Raw genomic sequence first — 19,045 nt, 5'->3', positions numbered from 1 at the left:
GGATTGCCTGGAAACGCCTCTCCACCTCGGGGGCCGCCCATCCACGCACGGAGGTCACGAGCGTCATGAACGACCACGTCGGACACGCCGGCCATGGGGGGCATGGGGCCATGGCCCTGGACGCCCCGCCCGGCGAGGTGGGGGGGCTGGCGGCGGGCCTGAGGGATTTCCTCTATGGCGCCTGGTACATGCCGCACGGGCACTGCTACCAGTGGCAGCCGGGCCTGGTGGCGCTGCACGTGGTGTCGGACGTGCTCATCGGCGCCGCCTACTTCTTCATCGCCGTGTGGCTCTTCACCCTGGTGCGGCGCATCCGGCTGCCCTTCGGCGGGATGATTCTCTCCTTTGGCGCCTTCATCGGCGCGTGCGGGCTGACGCACCTGGTGGAGGTGTGGAACGTCTGGAACTCGGCCTACTGGCTGGCGGGGGGCGTGAAGGCGCTGACGGCGGTGGCCTCGGTGGCCACGGGGCTGTACCTGGTGCCGCTGCGCCGTCAGGTGGCGGACGTGGTGGAGACGGCGCGCCTGTCCGAGCAGCGCCGGGGGCAGCTGGAGACGAGCAGCCGGGAGCTGGAAGCGCTCTACGTCAAGCTGAAGGAGTCCGAGGAGAAGCGCACCGGCTTCTTCGCCAACGTGAGCCACGAGCTGCGCACGCCGCTGGCGCTCATCCTCGGGCCGGTGGAGCGGCTGCTCCAGCGGGACGGGCTGGCCGAGTCGGACCGCCGGGATTTGGAGGTGGTGCGGCGCAACGCGCGGGTGCTGATGCGGCACGTGAATGCGCTGCTGGACGTGGCCAAGCTGGACGCGGGGCAGATGCGGGCGGCCTACGAGGACTCGGACCTGGCGCGGCTGGTGCGGCTGTGCGCGGAGAACTTCGAGGGGCTGGTGATGGAGCGCCGGCTGCGCTTCCTGCTGGAGCTGCCCGGCGCGCTGCCGGCGCAGGTGGACCCCGAGAAACTCCAGCGGGTGGTGCTGAACCTGCTCTCCAACGCGGTGAAGTTCACCCCGGAGGGGGGCACCATCCGCGTGCTCCTCTCCGCCGAGGCGGGGTGGGGGCGGCTGGTGGTGGAGGACAGCGGGCCGGGCGTGCCGCCAGAGCTGCGCGAGCGGATTTTCGAGCGCTTCCAGCAGGGCGAACGCTTCCAGCAGGGCGAGGGCGGCACCCCGCGCGAGTTCGGCGGCACGGGGCTGGGGCTGGCCATCGCCCGGGACTTCACCGTGCTGCACGAGGGGCGGGTGTGGGTGGAGGAGCGGCCGGGCGGTGGGGCGCGCTTCGTGGTGGAGCTGCCGTTGATGGCGCCGACGGGCGCGCGGCTGCGCTTCCGGCCGGAGCCGGAGTCCACCCCGCTGGCGGCGCGGGCGGAGGTGGACGTGCTGCGCCCCTCGCCGGAGGAGGCGGTGGTGTCATCCGCAAAGGAGGACCCGTACCGCCCGCGGGTGCTGGTGGTGGAGGACACGCGGGAGATGCGGCGCTTCGTGGCGGAGACGCTGTCGCGGGACTTCCGGGTGGCCACGGCGGCGGACGGCGCCGAGGGGCTGCGGCAGGCGGAGGCGCTGCGGCCGGACGTCATCGTGAGCGACCTGATGATGCCGCGCATGGGCGGGGACCAGCTGGTGCGCGAGGTGCGCGCGCGCAACGGGCTGGAGTCCACGCCGGTGCTGCTGTTGACGGCGCGGGCGGACGACGCGCTGCGGGTGGACCTGCTGCGGGCCGGGGCGCAGGACTACCTGGTGAAGCCCTTCCTGGCGGAGGAGCTGCTGGCGCGCGTGTCGAACCTGGCGGTGGTGAAGCGCACGCGCGAGGTGCTGCAGGGGGCGCTGGACGCGCGCACGTCGGACGTGGAGGGGCTGGCGCGGGAGCTGGGGCTGCGCAAGCGCCAGCTGGAGGCGGCGCTGGAGACGACCAGCTCGGCGCGTCAGGTGGCGGAGCGGGCCAGCGATGCGCGCAGCACGCTCTTGCGGCTGGTGTCGCACGAGCTGCGCACGCCGCTGTCGGTGCTGCAGCTCACGCAGCACGCCTTCCTGCGGGAGGTGGGGCCGCTGGGGCCGAAGGCCACGGAGATGTTCGACCGGATGACGCGCTCCACGGTGCGCCTGCGGGACATGACGGAGATGGTGCTCCAGTACAACAACCTGGAGGAGGGGCGGCTGGTGGTGCGCCGCGAGTCGGTGGACCTGCTGGAGCTGGCGCGGGAGGTGCTGGAGGAGGTGCGTGCGGAGGCGGAGCACAAGGGGCTGCGGCTGTCGCTGGAGCGGCCCCGGGGCTCGGTGAAGGTGACGACGGACGCGCGGATGGTGCACCTGGTGTTGCTGAACCTGGTGATGAACGCGGTGAAGTACACCCAGCAGGGCGGCGTCTACGTGGCGCTGGAGGTGGGGGCGGACGTGAGGCGGCTGCGCGTGCGCGACACCGGCCCGGGGATTCCCATGGAAGCCCAGGCGCGCATCTTCGAGCCCTTCCAGCACCTGGAGCCGCTGGACCACAAGTCCAAGCCGGGCGTGGGGCTGGGGCTGACGCTGGTGCGCGAGCTGGTGACGGCGCTGGGAGGAAAGGTGGCGCTGCGCTCCCAGCCCGGGGAGGGCAGCGAGTTCACCGTGGAGCTGCCGTCCTGAGCCTCCCAGCCCGGCCCTGTGCTCACTTCAGCGGGCTGGTGACCATCCACTGGATTCCGAACTCGTCCTGGACGACGCCGAACAGGGCGCCCCAGGGCGCTTCGAAGACTCGCTCGAGCACCTTGCCCGTGGCGGCCAGCGCCTCGACGCTCTGCCGCAGCGCGGCCGGAGTCTCGAAGTCCAGGGCGACGCTCACGTTGCCGCCCTCAGGAAGCTTCACGTCTTCCGGGCCATCGCTCATCATGAGCACCGCGTTCCCCACGCGCAGCATCGCGTGCATGACGCGGTTTCGCATCGCGGTGGGACAGCTGCCGTCCACGTCGCCGAAGCGCTGCAGGCTCTCGGTCTTCGCGCCGAGGGCCCGCTGGTAGAGCGCGATGGCCTGCTCGGTCCGGCCATTGAGGAGGAAGTACGGGGTCGCTGACTTGATGGACATGAAGGCATCTCCTTGAATGTGGGACCGGCTCCGGCCCGCTCATGGACGCGACGAACGGCGGTCCGTCAGATCGACATGCCGGAAAAGAAACTCTCCATGTCTCCAAGTGCGCGGAATCACGAAGCTTGTTTGAATGACGGTCTCCCCGTCACCCGGAGTCTTCGATGGAGCGCGCCCACTTCCTGTTCCTCATGGCGCTGGGTGACAGCTACGGCATGAAGTACGAGTTCGCACCGCATCCCCAGGACCGGACGGCCGAGGACCTGGTGCACGGGCCCCATCCCACCTTCACCGGGTACACCCAGGGGCACTACACCGACGACACGCAGCTGTCGCTCGCCAACCTGGAGCTGCTGCTGCGCAAGAGGCAGGCAGGCCAGATGGCGCCCGATGCCGATGAATGCGCGGCCGCGTGGCTCGAGGCCTTCCAGCGCGACCCGCGGCCCGGCTACTCGAAGCACATGTGGGCGGTGCTGTCGCAGGTCGCGACGGCCGGCGAGCTCAGGCGCCGCCTCGACCCGAAGCGGGGAGTGTCGGGCGGCAGCGCCATGCGTGCGGGGCCATTCGGGTTGCTCGGGGAGGTGGAGGAGGTCAAGCGCCTTGCCGCGATGCAGGCGCGCGTCACGCATGACACGACGGCGGGAGTGAATGCGGCGCAGGCGGTGGCGCTGGCCGTGCACTTCCTGCATCACGGCGGCGCGCGCGGCGCGCTGAAGCCATTCATTGCCCAGCACCTCGGAGCGGACTGGAACGCGCCCGTCAGCGGCTTCACGCCCGAGCCTGGAAATGGCCTCAACATCGTGACGCAGGCACTGCGGGCCGTGACGCAGGCGAAGACCGCGCTGTCGGAGGTGCTGCTCCAGGCGGTGAACAACGACGCCGTGTCCGATACGGACACCGTCTGTGCCATCGCGATGGGGGTGGCGTCCCGGGCGCGCGACCTGGACGACGACCTGCCACGGGCGCTGGTGGAGGGCCTGGAGCGCGGCGCATATGGCGCGGCCTACCTGAGAGCGGTGGATGCCAGGGCCTGTCAGGCCTTTCCTCCGACCCGGCTGTATGCGGATGCAGCGCAGCCGCGAGACCGAAGCTGAAGGCGGAGCAGGTGGCGCTCCGATGCCGCCTCATCCCTCCGGGAGGCAGTGGGCATGAAGCGGCGTGCCCAGAGCGCGGACTGACGCACGTCAGCGCGGCAGGGCCTCGGCGGCATACTGCGCGGCGAACTCGCCCGTCGGCGGGATGGGCTTGATGACGTCAATCATCACGCCGTTCGGGTCCTGGGTGATGAAGTGGCGCTGGCCGAAGGGCTCGTCGCGCAGGGTGCGGAGGATGGGCAGGCGTGCCTCCTGGACCCGCGCGTAGACGGTGTCCGGGTCCTTCACCTCGAAGTTGAGCAGCAGGGAGGACGTCTTCCCACGCCCCTCCGGAGGAATCGTCTCGTGGTCGTTCCGGACGAAGCCGAGGTTGACCCTCGGGTCCTCGGACGACTGCAGGTGGACGTACCAGTCGCTCTCGAACAGCGGCTTGAACCGGAAGTGCGTCACGTAGAACCTCGCGGCCTCCGCCACGTCGGGAACCAGCAACACCGGGTAGTAGGACGTCGTCTTCATCGCGCTATCCCTCCTTCGGGGGCCGACATACAGTCTGTATGTTTCCCCTCACCAACTAACATACAGGCTGAATGTATGCAACGTAAGCCAAGCAGGCGCACGAACCAGGAGCGGACGGAGGTGACACGCGGGGACCTCATCCAGGCCGCTCGCAAGCTCTTCACCGAGCGCTCCTATGCCGCCACCAGCACCCCCGAGATTGCCGAGGCGGCAGGGGTGACGCGGGGCGCGCTGTACCACCACTTCGAGGACAAGCAGGCGCTCTTCCGGGCGGTGGTCGAGCAGGAGGCCCTCGCCGTCGCCGAGGAGATAGAGCGCGCGACACCGCCCGCCCTGGCGGTGCGCAAGGCACTCGTCGCCGGAGCGGATGCCTACCTCGCGGCGATGGCGCTTCCCGGGCGTACCCGGTTGCTGCTCCTCGACGGGCCCGCGGTGCTCGGCCGTGCGGAGCTGGACGCCATCGACAGCCGCTACGCTGGCCGCACGCTGCGCGAGGGACTGGACGTGGCGATGCGTGAAGGTGTGCTGCCCAGGGTGCCGCTCGACGCGCTCACCGGGCTCCTGTCGGCGGCCTTCGACCGGGCGGCGCTGGCCATCGACGCGGGGGGCTCCGCCGTCGATTACCGCGCCGCCGTGGTCGCGCTCATCGAAGGGCTGCTTGCCGCGCGAAAGCGCTGATACGCCTGGAGGAAACGCCGCGTGCGCAGCGCGTGTTGGGCCTGATGCTCGTCCTCCTCGGTGCAGGACCGCCTATACTCGCGACATTCGGAAGGTCGGGTCCCGTCTCATGAATGGCCGTCGTGCCCTCTCCCCAGTCCTCCTGCTCGGTGCCGGCACCGGTGAGGCCACCTGCGGGATTCTCTATCTCGCCAGCTACCTGCGCCGGGGCGGCATCGAGGCCTTCGTCCGGCTCTATGACGGGGACGAGACCGAGCAGGAGGTCACCCGCTCGCTCGAAGCCATGGTGGCCCGCGTCCGCCCCCGGCTCGTGGGCATCAGCCTCAAGTGGTTCCACCACGTCCACCGCGCGCTGCTCCTGGCCCGGACGCTGCGGAAGATTGACCCCGAAATCCGCATCGTCGTGGGCGGCAACACCGCGTCGTACTGGTGGCGGGAGCTGGACGCGTTCGACTGCATCGACCACATCGTCCTGGGCGACGGTGAGCGGCCGCTGCTGGCGCTCTGCCAGGGCGACCCGTCCCCGCCCAACTGCGTCACCCGGGCTCCGAACGGCTCGCCGCGGCGGCTGCCCCTGGAGTACGTGCAGGGCGCCACGAACAGCGAGGACGTCTACTACTCACACTTCGATGACATCTTCCTGAGCCAGCAGGACCGCCACGCGTACTCGGGCTGGGTCGCGCCCGGCAAGGGGTGCGGTGAGAACTGCCTCTACTGCGGCGGTGCCCGAGGCAACCAGAAGGCGGGCTTCGGACGCGCGAAGCCGTTCCTGCGCTCCGAGGAGAGCGTGCGCCGGGACCACCAGGAGGTGGCCCACCGGACGTGGCAGTTCCGCTACGACTTCTCCGGAAGCACGGCGGCGTTCCTGCAGAGCACCTGGGCGGGAGTGGACCTCTCGCGCCACTCCTGCACGTACTTCCTGTGGGGCGTGGCCCCGATGGGCCTCGTGGACGCCCTGGCCGAGACGTTCGAGCAGGTCTACATGGTGCTCGACGTCGGCTGCTTCTCGGAGCAGCAGCGGCTGGAGCAGATGCGTCGCGGCCTGCTCAAGCCCTGTGCCACGGACCGGCAGCTCCTGGAGCTCATCGAGAGCTGCCGCCGCCATCCGAACCTGGACATCGAGGTGTCCGGCATCGCGGGCCTGCCCTTCGCCAGCGCGGCCACGCTCGAAGAGGAGGTCCGCCTGGTGAAGAAGGTCATCAGCCTGGACTGCGTGGTGGGCTACCAGCGGCTCGAAGCGCAGCCCGGGGCGCTCGTTACCGAGCACCCCGCGCGGTTCGACATGGTGACCGAGGCGCGGGCATTCACCGAGTTCGTCGACTACTTCGAGCGGCGCGAGCCGGGTGACGTGTCCGTGCCGATGCTGCGCTTCCGCGACGCGGCGCTGGAGGCAGAGGTGCAGCGCACGTCGGACCATGTGGACTCGCTCGCCTGGGCGCACCGGGATGCGCGGAAGCGGGTCCCCCTCGATGGGCGCACGCGCCTGCTGAACACGGCTCCATCGACGCGACAGTTCAAGCTCGGCGACTGGCTGGGGCCCCACCGCGTCCCCGCCAAGGTGGCGCAGGAGCCCGTCACCGTCGTTCGGTCGGTGGACGGCACGGGCATGGTTTGCGCACCGTCGGTCAGCCCGCGAAAATTCACCGACCCGACGCTGGACCAGGGGGAGGACGCGAAGATTCTCCTCACCGCCCTGGCCGCCTTCGAGAAGCCGACGACGGTCGCCACCGCGGTGGCGCAGCTGAGGTCGAAGGCGAGACTCGACCCCGGCTCCGCTCACGAGGTCATCGAGCATCTCGTCGCCGGCCGCTTCCTGCAGCCCACGTGAGGTGCCAGAGGCCTCCGCGTCGTCGCCGTGGACTCTGCGCCTGAGCGGGAGAACCGGGCGGCGGGTGAGCGCCGCCCGGCGAGCCGCTCAGGCGAGGCCCAGCGCGCGCCGGATGGCGAGCTCGACTGGCGAGTACGCGCCATCCTCCCGCTCGAGCTTCAGCGGCTCGGCGGGAAGGAGCGGAGGCTGGGCCATGAAGCGCGGCCGCGTGCCCCGGTGCGGCTGGGCCGCATGCACCAGGAACGGGTGGCACAGGTAGACGGTGCCGGCGGGGCCCGTCGCCAGCGCCTCGGGCCGGTGGGCGCTCCGGGCGAAGCCATCTGCCGCCAGCTCGCGCAGCGTCAGGCCCGCCTCACCAGCCGGAGCGAGCTGCCGCGCGATGTCCACGTGTGAGCCCACCCGGATGCGCGTGGGCGCATCATCCTCCCCGACGTCGGAGAAGAGGAACAGCATCAGCAGGGCGCGGCCCCGGGAGGACACGTTCGCGCGCCACTCGAAGAAGTCGGGGTGCTCGTAGCCGAAGGAGACATCGACATGCCAGCCGGCGTCGCCCGGGTCCTCCGCTGACGGGAAGCGGACGGGGAAGGTGCCAAGCACGAAGCGCGGCTGCCAGCGGCCGGGGCCGACGAGCTGGTCGAAGGACTCGTGCAGGACCGGCGTGTTGGCGGCGGCCCGGAAGGGCGGATGGCCGTACTGGTTGAGGCGGATGACCGGCCGCGTCCACGTGGCGGGGTCGTCCGGGTCGCAGCCGGTGTCGGCCCAGAGAATGGCGCGGGCCTCGTCGGCCAGGGCACGGGGGAAGGCGTTGTCGACGCGGACGAAGCCGTCGCGGAGGAATGCGTCGAGCTGCGCAGGAGAGAGCGCGGGCTTGGGAGAAGGCATGAGGTGTGTCCAGAGAAAGGGTTCGCAAGGCCGCCACGGCAGGGCAGCCGAAAAGGGCTGGCCGACAGGCCATCCCCGCTCAGTGCTCGTGAGACGCCTCAGGCGCCCAGGAACACGGCGAACCGCATGTGCTTGGACATCATCATCATGGGCTGAACGATAGCCGGAGAGACTCCGGTGTCAACGCAGCGCGGTCTGCCCCGGAGGGCGACAGGCAGGCGGCCATCCGCACCGAGGTCCGCAGCGTGTCCGCGCCGTGAGTCGGGCTGCACGGCCTTAGACTCGTGTCATGGATTTCAACATCGGCGACGAGGTGCGCAGGCAGATAGAGGAGGCCTTCCGCAAGCGCGGGCGGGTCACCCTCATCATCGCGGGCCGCAGCGGCGTGGGGAAGAGCACGCTCATCAACGCCATCTTCCACGGGCGCATCGCGGAGACGGGCCAGGGCCGCCCCGTCACGCAGGAGGCGCGCGAGTACTCGAGGGAGGGCGTCCCCGTCACCCTCATCGACACGCGCGGCCTGGAGATGGCGGGCTTCCGGGACACGGTGAAGCAGCTCGAGGAGCTCGTCCGCTCGCGCGCCCGGGATGAGGACGCGGGACGCCATGTCCATGTCGCCTGGCTGTGCATCGGCGAGGACTCGCGGCGCGTGGAGGACGGAGACATCCAGGTGTGTGAGATGCTCGCGCGCTACGTCCCCGTGGTGGCCGTGGTCACCAAGGCCCGGAGCGACCAGGGGTTCCGCGACGAGGTGCAGCGGCTCTTGCCCCAGGCGCGCAACGTCATGCGGGTGCGCGCGCTCGCGGAGACCGATGATGAAGGCCATACGCTCCAGCCGCGCGGCCTGGTGGAGCTGGTGGACATCACCATGGAGCTGGTCCCCGAGGCCCAGCGCAACGCCTTCGCCGCCGCGCAGCGCGTGAGCATCGAGCAGAAGCGCCGGCGGGCCCACGGCATCGTCCTGGGCGCCGCCACCACCGCCGCCACCATCGGAGGGCTCAACCCCCTCCCTTTTGCTGATGCGGCACTGCTGGTGCCCCTCCAGGTGGCGATGCTGGCGGGCATCAGCAGTGTCTTCGGCCTTCCCCTCACCGAGGCCTTCCTCACCACGCTGGTGAGCTCGGCGGTGACGGGCCTGGGCGCCACCTTCACGGGCCAGTCCCTGGTCTCCGGGCTGCTCAAGCTGGTGCCCGGCGCGGGCACGCTGGTGGGCGGCCTCATCTCCGCCACGGTGGCCAGCAGCCTCACCACCCTCTTCGGAGAGGCCTACGTCGCCGTCCTCTCGCGGCTCATGCAGCAGCGCGCGGGCGAGTTCCCCACCGCGGACGAGGTGGCCCGGGCCTTCAAGGAAGAGCTGGTTGGCCGCCAGGCTGCGAGGAGCAGCTGACCTCGTCGGAGCGCCAGGAGCCGGCGAGCGCCCTCCAATCTTTCGCTTCGAGCGGGTGACACACGTGCCTGCCGGCCGTGTTTCATGCGCAGGTACAACAACAGCAATGCTCGGATTCTCGAAGTCGGACAAGATGCCGCGGACGAGGGTGTACACGCCCGACGGTCTCAGGCCTGTTCCCATGCGCGGGGCCGCGAGACGCGGCGCTCGCGTCTCGCGAGCGCGATGGTTTCCCTCGTGGTGCTCCTCGGTATCGCCGGAGCGGTCAGCGGCTGCGGTGGCGACGACGAACCCACCACGTCGCTGCACGCTGACCTGCAGGCCACCATGGAGGACGTCGTCGCCAGGGGCGTCACTCCCGGTGTCGCCCTGGTCGTCTCCTCGGGCAAGGGCCCGTCCTGGTCGGGTGCGGCGGGGCTCGGCGACGTCGAGCGGAAGCTGCCGATGTCCGCGCAGGACTCCTTTCGCGCCGGCAGCATCCTGAAGACGCTCGTCGCCACCGCCGTGCTGCAGTCCGTCGAGCGCAACGTGCTCTCGCTGGACGACACCCTGACGGAGCGGCTGCCGGCGAGTGTGACGGCCCGTATCGCGAATGCGGAGTCCATCACCCTGGCCATGCTGCTCGGGCACCGGTCTGGCATCCCGGAGTGGGTCACGGATGAAGTCACCCTGGCCATCATGTCCGACCCGGAGCACGTCTGGACGCTCGACGAGATTCTCGGCATCGCCGAAGCGCAGCCGCCGGTCTTCGCTCCCGGGGCGCGGTACAGCTACTCGAACACCAACTACGTGCTCCTCGGCGAAGTCCTCTCGGTCGCGGAAGGTCGCAGCTGGCGCGAGGTCCTCCGCGAGCGGGTCATCTCGCGAGCCGGGCTCTCGAACACGAGCCTGCCCGAGCCCGGAACCCCTGGCTGCGCGGCGTCCTGCGCCCGTGGGTACGTCCCGTTCGAAGACGCGCTGCTGGACTTCACCGTCGTCGACCCGTCGATGGCCGGCGCCTCCGGCGGTCGTGCCCTGGTGACCACGGCCTCCGACCTCAACGCGTTCTTCAAGCAGCTCCGCTCCGGTGCGCTGTTCGAGCGTGCGGCCACTCTCGAGGCCATGCTCTCGTTCCAGTCAGCCCCCGAGCCCGAGTCCCGGCTGGTCGGCTACGGGCTCGGCGTGATGCAGCTCGACTCCCAGGGGACCATCGCCATCGGGCACCTGGGGACCACGGCGGGCTACCAGAGCTTCATGCTCTATGTGCCAGAGACCGACCGCTACATCACGGGGGTCATCAACGTGATGGGGGACCTGGCCGCGGTGCTCGTGCCTGTGCTGGACCGCGTGTCACGCCCCTGAGCCACGCGGCACGCAGTGCCGGTGTCGCGGAGGCTCCGAGGGAGCGAGCCCCCGCCTTCCTCCGCGCGAGCCAGGAGAGGGGTTCACAACCCGCGTCCAGGTCTTCCTCCTTCAAAACAGCGGAGGAACCTGGACATGAATCGTTCATTGGGCGCAGCGGAACACCTGCTCTGGCGCCTGTCGCAGACCCGTCCCGTCAACGCCGTCCTGTGCGCGAGCCTCACGGGGCCGCTGAGCACGGAGTGGCTCAGGGATGCACTGGATGCCATCCAGCGGAGGCACGCCCTGCTGGCCGTGCGCATCCGCACCGACGGGGAGGGCCGCCCGTACTTCGACTCGGAGGCGGTGGCGCCCATCCCCCTGCGCTGCCTGCCCCGGCGGGACGAGGCGCACTGGGTGTACGAAGTAGAGGAGGCGCTCACCCGGCCCTTCGCTCCTGAAGAGGGGCCCCTGCTGCGCGCGACGCTCCTTCAGGGCGTCGAGGCCCATGAGCTGCTGCTGACCTTCGACCACGCCATCGGAGATGGCATGTCCGCGGCCCTGCTCCTGAGAGACCTCTTGCGAGAGCTCTCCCAGCCAGGAACCTGCCAGGGATTGCCGCCGCCCGTGGCTTGCGAGGAGCTCCTGCCCCCGGGCCTGGGCCGGCCGCCGCGCGCCCACCTGCGGGTCCTCCCGGACGGAGCGCCGTCCGTGGCGGCGGTGCCGGGCAGCGCGGTGCGCCTGCTCACCCGGGACCTGTCGGCGGAGGACACCGCCCGGCTCGTGGAGGTGAGCCGCCATGAGCGCACCAGTGTCCACGGAGCCCTGTGCGCGGCCTTCCTCCTGGCGCTGGTCGACGAGGCAGGCTCGCGCGACGCGGTGGGGTTGCGCGTGATGTCGCCCGTCAACCTGCGCGAGCACCTGAGCCCTCCGGTGACGGAGGCCTTCGTGCCCTGCTTCGCACGGCAGCTCACCCGGCACCGGCTCTCCTCCACGAGCCCCTTCTGGGAGGTGGCGCGCGACGTGAAACAGCAGCTCCAGCGGGACACCGGGGGGCACGGGAAGTTCGCCCACCTGCTCGAGGTGAAGGACTTCCTGGCCACCGCGCCCGACGCCCCCGGGCTCCAGGCCTTCGTGAAGGACGTGATGGGCTCGGAGCTGACGGTGACCAACCTGGGCCGCTGGGGCCACGCGGAGCAGTACGGCGCCCTCCGGCTGCGGCGGCTGCACGTGACGGTCTCCGGACTGGCGCCGCTCATCGTGGGCGTGACGACCGTGGGAGGGCGCCTGAGCCTGTGCTCGCGTTTCCTGGAGTCCGCGCTCCCGGTGCAGCGGGCCCTGCGCATCCAGTGGGGAGCGTGGGAGCGGCTCCAGTCCGCGCTCCAGCTCACATCCACACAACGTGCCCTCTAATTCCTTGCGAGGGGGAATGAATGGAGAATCCATGTCACCGAATGTGCTGCATGTCGTCGGAGAGCGTTTCACGGGCTTCGCCAGCGAGAACCCCGAGGTCATCACCCTGCCGGAGCTGGAGCGGCTCCTCCAGGAGCAGGGGCTCCCGGGCGACACCACCCTCATCGTCGGCCAGGGCATTCCGGACGAGCGGCTGCGGCGGCTGCAGGCGCACCTCGAGCGCCTGCCGGAGCGGATGCGCGCGACGCTCGTAGCGGACCCGCGCGCCCTGTCGCGAGCCGAAGCGCGGCTGGTGCACAAGCGCTCCGAGCACAACATCATGATTACCGCGCCGGAGCAGGTGGTGGAGGGGGAGCGCTACGTCTCCAGCCTCGTGCTGGACGAGCGGTGCGCGGAGATGAGCGACCACCAGACGGGCCAGCACATCCAGGGCATGGTGCTGATGGAGGCGGCCCGGCAGATGATTCTCGCCGTCACGGAGCGCTACTTCCTGCGCGACTCGGGCCAGCGCCCGAGCTACTTCGTGCTCAACCAGCTGGAGGCCACCTACCACTCCTTCGGGTTCCCGCTGGGCATGGACGTCGAGTACCACGGGGTGCGCCGCAAGGAGAGCAAGGGCGGCTCGCTCACGTGCGAGGCGAAGGTCTGCTTCGTCCAGGGCGGCGAGCTGCTCACCGAGGTGACGATTCGCTTCGCGGTGTACGACGCGGCGTTCCTGAGCAGCCGGGAGGCGAAGAAGGCGCGCCAGGCCCTCGCCCGGGCCACGCCACTCATGCGCAAGGCGGGATGAGTCGTCTTGCCACGGCCGGGCTTCGGGGCGTTCCCGCGGCCCGGCCGTCTTTTTCTCTTCACCGACTCGAGAGACGACGAACCATGTATGCCTTCTTCGATGTGGATGGGACGCTGCTGTCCTTCAAGAGCATGTTCAGCTTCCAGGAGTTCTTCTACCGCTGGGAGGGGCAGGCGGCAGGCGAGGCGCGGTGGAAGGACTTCCGCGAACGGTTCGCCGCCTGGGCGCGCGAGGGCAGGGACCGGCTGTTCCTGAACCGCGAGTTCTACCGCTCCTTCCTGGGGCGAAGCACCCAGGCCGTGCGCGCGGCGGCGGAGGAGTGGTTCTCCCACGAGCGGCGACGGCCGGGCCTGCTGATTGCGCCCACGCTCCAGGCGCTGCGGGCGCACCAGGCCCGGGGCCAGGTGCCCGTGTTCGTCTCCGGCTCGCTGATGGAGATTCTCGCGCCCGTCGCGCGGGAGCTGGGGGTGGAGCACTGCCTGGCCACGCGCCTGGAGGTCCACCAGGGGCGCTACACCGGCGCGCTCGAGGGAGGACAGGTGATTGGCCAGGGAAAGGCAGAGGCCCTCCACGCGTTCCTCGCCCGCCAGTCGGCGAGCGCCGCGGAGTGCTTCGCCTATGGGGATGACCTCACGGACGTGCCGATGCTCGAGGCCGTGGGCCATCCGGTGGCGGTCATCGGAGATACCCGGCTCGCCGAGCACGCCCGGCGCCACCGGTGGCGCATGCTCACCGTGGAAGCGGAGCCCGGGGCCGCCGCGTGCGCGTCGTGAGCGACGCTGGAGCCTCCTGGGAGAAGGCGGCGCTGGACCCTGCATCGTCCAGCGCCGCGGGCCCCCGTCAGGGCGCGCAGGTGCCGCAGTCCGCCCGGCAGTTGTCGGCGGCGACTCCCGTGCCGCACCGCTCGGTGACCTGGCACGTGCCGTCCCCGCATCGATAGACATCCTCACGCCGCATGCGCGTGGTGATGGGGCGGTACGTCTTCCCATTGTACGTGCACGTCTCGTAGTAGGGCTTCGGGCCGCGGTTGCCCAGGGCCGACACGCAGTACTGGTTGCACATGCCGAGATGGACGAGGGGCTCGCACTGGCTGCTCAGCGTGTTCGAGGAGAGCCCACAGCCTCTCGCGGTGCTGGTCATGGGATTGAGGTACGTCTGGTCATTGGCGGCGTAGATGCCTTCGTCATTGAAGAGGTTGCCGAAGAAGCAGGCCTCGGTCTGCGCATGGGTCGCCAGCTCCGAGGACGTGTAGGGAATCTCCGTGCCCTGGGCAGTCTGGCCCAGCACGGAGATGGAGACGTGGACGCCGTATTTGTTGATGTGCGCCGCCAGGCACGCGGAGACCACCTGCTGCTCGGCCTCGGTGGCCGCCTGCCCCGTGGTCCAGGCCGGCGCCAGTCCCAGGCCGCCCTGCCAGGTGTGTGTCACCCCTGTATCCGGGTTGCTGTAGGTGCGCGTCTGCCCCGCGGGCAACGCACATCGCACCACGTACTCCATCACCGCCTCCGCGTCCGCCGGGTCCTGGTTGAACCAGGTGGAGAAGCCATTCGTGGAGAGGCCGTTGGTGGAGAGGCCGTTGGTGGAGAGGCCGTTGGTGGAGAGGCCGTTGGTGGAGAGGCCGTTGGTGGAGAGGCCGTTGGTGGAGAGGCCATTGCTGCCCTCCAGCGCCGCTCGAAAGACTCCCGGTGTTCCAGGCGCTTCGTCCGGCTCCGCCGCGGGCCCGCATCCCGCCGCCCCCATCGCCAGCGTCAGTCCCAGGACTCCCCAGGGGAGCCACGGGCGGTGACTCCGGATATGGCTGGCATTGCTCACTGCTGCGGACTGAGAGGTCGGCGTGTAGCGCATGACTGTCCCCCGTTGTGCGACCGGTACGGCAGGTCGCCTTGATGCCCGCCAGCTCCAGCGCAACCACGACAGGCGCTCTCGCTGGCAGGTGAGGACAGTGTGACGAGGGGCAGGGAGTGATGAAATGCGATTGGAGGCGAATCATGCCATCCAGATGCAAATACGACAGGATATTTGTTTTTTGCGGGACGCCTCGGCTTCCGGATGGTCCCGGAGTAACAGTTCGTCTGGTTTTACCTGCCCTGGAGTTCGAGAGTCATTTTCGCGCCCATGCGGTGCGCGCGACCCAGGCCGGCAATCACATGCAGACATGCCCTGCGGGGCAGGGTCCTTCCTGCCACTCCGGTACAACGGCCGGGCGGCTCACCGCCGCGCCGCCGTCCTGAGCGCCTCCATCAGCGCGTCCAGGTCGGCATCGGTGGTGAGCGGGTTGATGAGGGTGACGCGCAGGTACACGCCCCTGGGCAGCTTCGTCTGCACCAGGTAGAAGTCCCCGCGAGTCACCAGCCGCTCGCGCAGGCGCGCCTGCAGGGCGTCCCACTCCCCGGGTGGCACGTGCTTCGGCGTGTGGCGGAAGCAGACGATGTTGCAGTCCGGAGGCACCGCCACCTCGAAGTCCCCGGCCGCGGACAGGCGCTGGGCGAAGCGGCGCCCCTGCTCGTAAGACTCCGTCACCGCGTCCGAGAACAGGCGCGTGCCCAGCACCGCGAGGCACGCGTACACCTTGAGCGCCATCATCTCCTTGGTGCACTCCATGGTGCGCAGGGCCACGTCGCTCCAGGGGCGCTCGCCGTCACCGTGGAACAGGTAGCTGGCCTCCTGCGCGAAGGCCTCGAAGGAGCGCGCGCCGTCGCGGAAGAGGACGGCCGTCACCAGCGCCGGCATCAGCAGGCCCTTGTGCGCGTCCCACACCACCGAGTCCGCCCGGTCGATGCCCCGCACCAGGTGCCGGTGCGTGGGGCTGAGCACGGCGGACGCGCCATGCGCGCCGTCCACGTGGAACCAGAGCCCGCGCTGCTCGCAGAAGTCGGCCACGCGCTCCAGCGGGTCGAAGGCGCCGGTGGCGGTGGAGCCCGCGCTGGCCACCACGGCAATCACCTTGCGCCCGGCGAGGGTGGCCGTCTTGTACGCGGCGTCCAGGGACTCGGGGCGCAGCCGGAAGCGGTCATCCACGGCGACGGGCGTCACGCCGCCCTCGCCCCAGCCCATGATGCGCGCGGCGCGGGCGACGCAGTAGTGCGCCGTCTTCGGCACCAGCACGGTGAGGGGCGGGCCCGCGTGGGCACCCTCGTTCCACGCGTCGTAGCCCGCCTTGGCCTGCCGCGCGGCGAGCAGCGCGGTGAGGTTGCCCAGCGAGCCGCCGGAGGTGAGCACCCCGTCGGTGCTCCCCGGCAGGCCCAGGCGCGCGGCCATCCACCGCAGCACGTTGCGCTCCATGGCGGTGGAGACAGGCCCCATCTCGTACACGGCCATGCCGTTGTTGAGCAGCGAGGACACCGCGTCGCACAGGGCGGCCAGCGGCACGGGCGCCGTCACCTGGTGGCCCACGTAGCGCGGGTGGTGCAGGTGGTTGGAGCCGGACAGCACCTGGGCGATGAGGTCCGCGAAGTCGCCCGTGGGCTCCTCCGGGAAGGACGCGGCGAACCGGTCCACGTTCACCGCCGGCGCCGCCCACGGCAGCACCGGCCCCTCCGCGCGGGCCGTCTGCGCGAGGTAGCCCGCCAGGGTGTCCACCAGCCGCTGGCCCTCGCGGCGGAACGTCTCCGCGTCGTAGGCGGCGGTGACGCGCTCTCGGAAGTCCGTCATGGGGCGCGGACCCTAACCGCGCGCCGGGCCTGCGGAAATGGGGCGCCTCCACGTTTCCAAGACTCCGGCTCTCTCCACCTTTCCGGCGAGGAGCCAGTAGAGTCAGTGAGGGAACGTGTCTCCCGGAAGCGCACATGAACAAGCCGATGATGGTGGGGTTGCTGGTCCTCCTGGGTGTGGGCGTCTGCTTCGGTGTCGCCTGGGGGAGCAGCAAGGAGTGCTCGGCCTGTGACGCGTACTACGCCGATATCTGCAAGGCGAAGTGCGGGGGTGAGGAGCGGTGCGTCGACCGCTGCGCCGCGCTGTGGTGGGAGAAGTGTTCCTTCTCGTGCGTCTGGAGCAGCGGAGGCGCGTTCCTGCCGGACAGCCCGCCTGGGCAGTGAGCGGGCGGACTGGCGGGAGTCACCGCCGTGCACAAACTGAAGGGGAGCACACGCATAGGAGGCCCGCCATGGCCGACCCGAAGGTGTCGATTACGTACTGCAACTCCTGAGGCTACAAGCCTCGGGCCGCCCGTGCGGCGGCCGTACTGAAGGACGAACTGGACCTGGAAGCGGAGCTGAAGCCGGGACCTTCGGGCATCTACGAGGTCGCCGTCGACGGCAAGGTGGTCATCAAGAAGCAGACGCTGGCGTTCCCCACCGAGCAGGAAATCGTGGACGCCGTGGCGAAGGTCGTCGGGAGGTAGCCTCCCTCCAGGCTCGCGGCCGGCACGCCCTCCACGGGCTGCCGGCCGTGTCCGTCTCCGGAGCCCCGCGGCTCAGGGCTTCTTGATGAAGGTCAGCGGCGGCCGGTCGTTGCGGCCCTTGCCCGCGGCCTTGAGCGCGGCCGGGTTCAGCCCGGACAGGTGCAGCGCCGTCGCGTACACGTGGCCCGGGTCGGTGATGAAGCTGTCGGGGCTCTTCGTCCGGCCGGAGACGAGCAGGCCGGTGTCCGGGTCATACGCCGGGTCCAGCGTGCCGTTCGGCAGGAGGGGGATGCCCTCCAGGGACACGCTGCCCACGCGGCCGTACTGCGTGTTGCCGCGCACCGTGCCGCCCAGGAAGGCCGCGCTGCTGACGCGCCAGTGCTGGCAGCAGTCCTGGCCCATGATTTCGTCGTACTTCTGCGTGTCCGTCGTCGCGGCGTTGGCGAGGATGGACTCCACGTCGCCGGAGATGGTGCGCCCCATCTCCGAGGCCAGGACGATGGTGGTGAAGTCGTAGTAGCTCTTCCCCGTCGTCCCGTAGGGCGTGGCCTTCAGCTTCGCCACCAGCGTCTTGAGCGGACTCCACAGGTTCTTGCGCATCATGGTGCGCTGGTCGGCCTGGCCCTTGTTGTTCATGATGAAGCGCCGGTCGCGGTGGGAGTCGAACTCCCGCAGCCCGCGGTTCTCGATGAAGAAGCCGATGGACAGGCCCTTCGTCATCAGCTCGTACGCCATCAGCGCCTGCACGTTGGTGTTGGGCGTCTCCTTCGAGCGGGCGGGGTTGCCGTTGATGGACGCGGAGTCGGTGGCCTCGTCCGCGGCGGTGATGGCGAACTCGCCGCGCAGCGTGGCGTCGGTGAACAGCGCGCGCGGGTCCAGGTTGATGGTGCCGCCCGCGGTGAGCGAGCGGTGGATTTCCAGCGCCGAGGCGAAGGCCTTCACCGACTCGCTGTTCTTCTCGGCGAGGAAGTTCGCCTGCAGGTTGTCGGTGAACTGGCGGATGCGCGCGTCGCGCTGGCCCTGGGCCACGCTGCCCAGCGAGGCCAGGCGCTCGCGCATGGCGGCCGGCGTCTTGCCGTAGATGGTGTGCGCGTGCACCGGGCCCAGCCGCTCGTAGTAGCCGGTGCCGTCCGGGTAGGAGGGAATCGACAGCTCGCCGTCCGCCAGCCACCGGTGCCACGAGACGTGGGGCATGAGGAAGCCCTGGCCATACGCCTCGCAGAAGGCCTGCATGACGGTGCGCTCGTCCGCGCCGCGCTTGCCGGACAGGGACGCGCTGTACTTGCCGTAGTGGTAGTCCCAACGCCCGCCCGAGTGGAACGTGTTCCCGTTGTGGCTGGAGACCACCGCCAGGTCGTTGAACAGCTCCAGCCCGTCCTGCGCGAGGTAGCCGTACTGGATGTTGCCCTGCGTCTTCGGCGGGTCCAGCGGCGGGGTGCCGTAGCTCTTCGGGCGGTAGCGGTGCTGGCTCCACGAGGGGGCGGGGCGCAGCGTGCCCGCGGGGATGACGCGCACCCCGTCATTGGGCGTGTGGACGGGGTTGAACATGCTGTACCCGTCCCAGCCCCCCTCCTGGAACCAGTAGATGAGGAAGCGGGGGTTGGAGGCCTCGGCGGCGGCGGCCTGGGCCAGGCCCAGCTCCTTCTTCGTGCCCGGGACGCCGAAGCTCCGGAAGAAGCCCAGCCAGTCGAGGGCGCTGATGGTGGCGCCAGCGGTGGCGCCCGCGAGGAATTGGCGGCGTTTCATGGCG

17 protein-coding genes are annotated in these 19,045 nt (G+C 70.2%); 11 read left to right on the top strand and 6 right to left on the bottom strand.

Annotated elements, in window-relative coordinates; genetic code table 11:
* Positions 1–65 precede the first annotated feature (65 nt).
* Positions 66–2,612, top strand: a complete 2,547-nt coding sequence (locus tag LXT23_RS20500) for an ATP-binding response regulator (RefSeq protein WP_253981897.1) — start codon at positions 66–68, stop codon at positions 2,610–2,612.
* Between the two features lie 22 nt (positions 2,613–2,634).
* Here the strand turns inward: LXT23_RS20500 and LXT23_RS20495 are convergent, their stop codons facing one another.
* Positions 2,635–3,048, bottom strand: a complete 414-nt coding sequence (locus tag LXT23_RS20495; protein WP_253981896.1) for a VOC family protein — start codon at positions 3,046–3,048, stop codon at positions 2,635–2,637.
* Between the two features lie 164 nt (positions 3,049–3,212).
* On the opposite strand from LXT23_RS20495, the gene LXT23_RS20490 reads away from it, so the two are divergent.
* Positions 3,213–4,142, top strand: coding sequence for an ADP-ribosylglycohydrolase family protein (locus LXT23_RS20490; protein ID WP_253981895.1), 930 nt, complete (start codon positions 3,213–3,215; stop codon positions 4,140–4,142).
* A 90-nt stretch (positions 4,143–4,232) separates the two neighbouring features.
* On the opposite strand, the gene LXT23_RS20485 is transcribed toward LXT23_RS20490, so the two are convergent.
* On the bottom strand, positions 4,233–4,658 hold the full coding sequence (locus tag LXT23_RS20485; protein WP_253981894.1) for a VOC family protein: 426 nt from the start codon (positions 4,656–4,658) through the stop codon (positions 4,233–4,235).
* Between the two features lie 120 nt (positions 4,659–4,778).
* Between LXT23_RS20485 and LXT23_RS20480 the strand changes: the two genes are divergently transcribed.
* Both LXT23_RS20480 and LXT23_RS20475 read left to right on the top strand, forming a co-directional pair.
* Positions 4,779–5,336 carry a TetR/AcrR family transcriptional regulator gene (locus LXT23_RS20480; protein ID WP_253981893.1) on the top strand — a complete coding sequence of 186 codons (558 nt, stop codon included), beginning with the start codon at positions 4,779–4,781 and terminating at the stop codon, positions 5,334–5,336.
* Positions 5,337–5,445: 109 nt separating this feature from the next.
* A complete protein-coding gene (locus LXT23_RS20475) occupies positions 5,446–7,164 on the top strand; it encodes a B12-binding domain-containing radical SAM protein (protein WP_253981892.1) in 1,719 nt (572 codons plus the stop codon).
* Between the two features lie 87 nt (positions 7,165–7,251).
* On the opposite strand, the gene LXT23_RS20470 is transcribed toward LXT23_RS20475, so the two are convergent.
* Complete coding sequence (locus LXT23_RS20470) at positions 7,252–8,046, bottom strand: phytanoyl-CoA dioxygenase family protein (protein WP_253981891.1); 795 nt, start codon at positions 8,044–8,046, stop codon at positions 7,252–7,254.
* Between the two features lie 289 nt (positions 8,047–8,335).
* On the opposite strand from LXT23_RS20470, the gene LXT23_RS20465 reads away from it, so the two are divergent.
* The 5 genes from LXT23_RS20465 (at position 8,336) to LXT23_RS20445 (ending at position 13,729) form a co-directional block, all read left to right on the top strand.
* Entirely contained in the window at positions 8,336–9,433 is a 1,098-nt protein-coding gene (locus tag LXT23_RS20465; protein ID WP_253981890.1) for a YcjF family protein, read from the top strand.
* Between the two features lie 237 nt (positions 9,434–9,670).
* Positions 9,671–10,774 carry a serine hydrolase domain-containing protein gene (locus LXT23_RS20460; protein WP_253981889.1) on the top strand — a complete coding sequence of 368 codons (1,104 nt, stop codon included), beginning with the start codon at positions 9,671–9,673 and terminating at the stop codon, positions 10,772–10,774.
* A gap of 135 nt (positions 10,775–10,909) precedes the next feature.
* Entirely contained in the window at positions 10,910–12,166 is a 1,257-nt protein-coding gene (locus LXT23_RS20455; RefSeq protein ID WP_253981888.1) for a phthiocerol/phthiodiolone dimycocerosyl transferase family protein, read from the top strand.
* 31 nt (positions 12,167–12,197) lie between these two features.
* Positions 12,198–12,956 carry an AfsA-related hotdog domain-containing protein gene (locus LXT23_RS20450; protein ID WP_253981887.1) on the top strand — a complete coding sequence of 253 codons (759 nt, stop codon included), beginning with the start codon at positions 12,198–12,200 and terminating at the stop codon, positions 12,954–12,956.
* A gap of 83 nt (positions 12,957–13,039) precedes the next feature.
* Positions 13,040–13,729 (top strand): HAD family hydrolase, encoded by a 690-nt coding sequence (locus LXT23_RS20445; protein ID WP_253981886.1) that lies wholly within the window; start codon positions 13,040–13,042, stop codon positions 13,727–13,729.
* 67 nt (positions 13,730–13,796) lie between these two features.
* On the opposite strand, the gene LXT23_RS20440 is transcribed toward LXT23_RS20445, so the two are convergent.
* Both LXT23_RS20440 and LXT23_RS20435 read right to left on the bottom strand, forming a co-directional pair.
* On the bottom strand, positions 13,797–14,801 hold the full coding sequence (locus tag LXT23_RS20440; RefSeq protein ID WP_253981885.1) for a hypothetical protein: 1,005 nt from the start codon (positions 14,799–14,801) through the stop codon (positions 13,797–13,799).
* A 363-nt stretch (positions 14,802–15,164) separates the two neighbouring features.
* The gene (locus LXT23_RS20435; protein WP_253981884.1) at positions 15,165–16,607 is read right to left on the bottom strand and encodes a pyridoxal phosphate-dependent decarboxylase family protein; all 1,443 of its coding nucleotides are present in this window, start codon (positions 16,605–16,607) and stop codon (positions 15,165–15,167) included.
* A 134-nt stretch (positions 16,608–16,741) separates the two neighbouring features.
* On the opposite strand from LXT23_RS20435, the gene LXT23_RS20430 reads away from it, so the two are divergent.
* A complete protein-coding gene (locus tag LXT23_RS20430) occupies positions 16,742–16,990 on the top strand; it encodes a hypothetical protein (protein ID WP_253981883.1) in 249 nt (82 codons plus the stop codon).
* Positions 16,991–17,058: 68 nt separating this feature from the next.
* Positions 17,059–17,295: an Rdx family protein gene (locus LXT23_RS20425; protein ID WP_253981882.1), complete on the top strand. Its 237-nt coding sequence runs from the start codon at positions 17,059–17,061 to the stop codon at positions 17,293–17,295.
* A gap of 72 nt (positions 17,296–17,367) precedes the next feature.
* Here the strand turns inward: LXT23_RS20425 and LXT23_RS20420 are convergent, their stop codons facing one another.
* The gene (locus LXT23_RS20420; protein ID WP_253981881.1) at positions 17,368–19,041 is read right to left on the bottom strand and encodes a DUF1501 domain-containing protein; all 1,674 of its coding nucleotides are present in this window, start codon (positions 19,039–19,041) and stop codon (positions 17,368–17,370) included.
* Between the last annotated feature and the right edge of the window lie 4 nt (positions 19,042–19,045).

The sequence above is a fragment of the Pyxidicoccus xibeiensis genome, from assembly GCF_024198175.1.
Taxonomy (GTDB): domain Bacteria; phylum Myxococcota; class Myxococcia; order Myxococcales; family Myxococcaceae; genus Myxococcus; species Myxococcus xibeiensis.
The sequence above is the reverse complement of the archived record's forward strand: the minus strand, read 5'-3'. Positions and strand labels throughout refer to the sequence as shown.

Excerpts from the sequence above, each read along its gene's own strand:
- LXT23_RS20500 (WP_253981897.1), top strand. The coding sequence starts at position 66 with ATGAACGACCACGTCGGACACGCCGGCCATGGGGGGCATGGGGCCATG.
- LXT23_RS20495 (WP_253981896.1), bottom strand. The coding sequence starts at position 3,048 with ATGTCCATCAAGTCAGCGACCCCGTACTTCCTCCTCAATGGCCGGACC.
- LXT23_RS20490 (WP_253981895.1), top strand. The coding sequence starts at position 3,213 with ATGGAGCGCGCCCACTTCCTGTTCCTCATGGCGCTGGGTGACAGCTAC.
- LXT23_RS20485 (WP_253981894.1), bottom strand. The coding sequence starts at position 4,658 with ATGAAGACGACGTCCTACTACCCGGTGTTGCTGGTTCCCGACGTGGCG.
- LXT23_RS20475 (WP_253981892.1), top strand. The coding sequence starts at position 5,446 with ATGAATGGCCGTCGTGCCCTCTCCCCAGTCCTCCTGCTCGGTGCCGGC.
- LXT23_RS20470 (WP_253981891.1), bottom strand. The coding sequence starts at position 8,046 with ATGCCTTCTCCCAAGCCCGCGCTCTCTCCTGCGCAGCTCGACGCATTC.
- LXT23_RS20465 (WP_253981890.1), top strand. The coding sequence starts at position 8,336 with ATGGATTTCAACATCGGCGACGAGGTGCGCAGGCAGATAGAGGAGGCC.
- LXT23_RS20455 (WP_253981888.1), top strand. The coding sequence starts at position 10,910 with ATGAATCGTTCATTGGGCGCAGCGGAACACCTGCTCTGGCGCCTGTCG.
- LXT23_RS20450 (WP_253981887.1), top strand. The coding sequence starts at position 12,198 with ATGTCACCGAATGTGCTGCATGTCGTCGGAGAGCGTTTCACGGGCTTC.
- LXT23_RS20445 (WP_253981886.1), top strand. The coding sequence starts at position 13,040 with ATGTATGCCTTCTTCGATGTGGATGGGACGCTGCTGTCCTTCAAGAGC.
- LXT23_RS20440 (WP_253981885.1), bottom strand. The coding sequence starts at position 14,801 with ATGCGCTACACGCCGACCTCTCAGTCCGCAGCAGTGAGCAATGCCAGC.
- LXT23_RS20435 (WP_253981884.1), bottom strand. The coding sequence starts at position 16,607 with ATGACGGACTTCCGAGAGCGCGTCACCGCCGCCTACGACGCGGAGACG.
- LXT23_RS20430 (WP_253981883.1), top strand. The coding sequence starts at position 16,742 with ATGAACAAGCCGATGATGGTGGGGTTGCTGGTCCTCCTGGGTGTGGGC.
- LXT23_RS20420 (WP_253981881.1), bottom strand. The coding sequence starts at position 19,041 with ATGAAACGCCGCCAATTCCTCGCGGGCGCCACCGCTGGCGCCACCATC.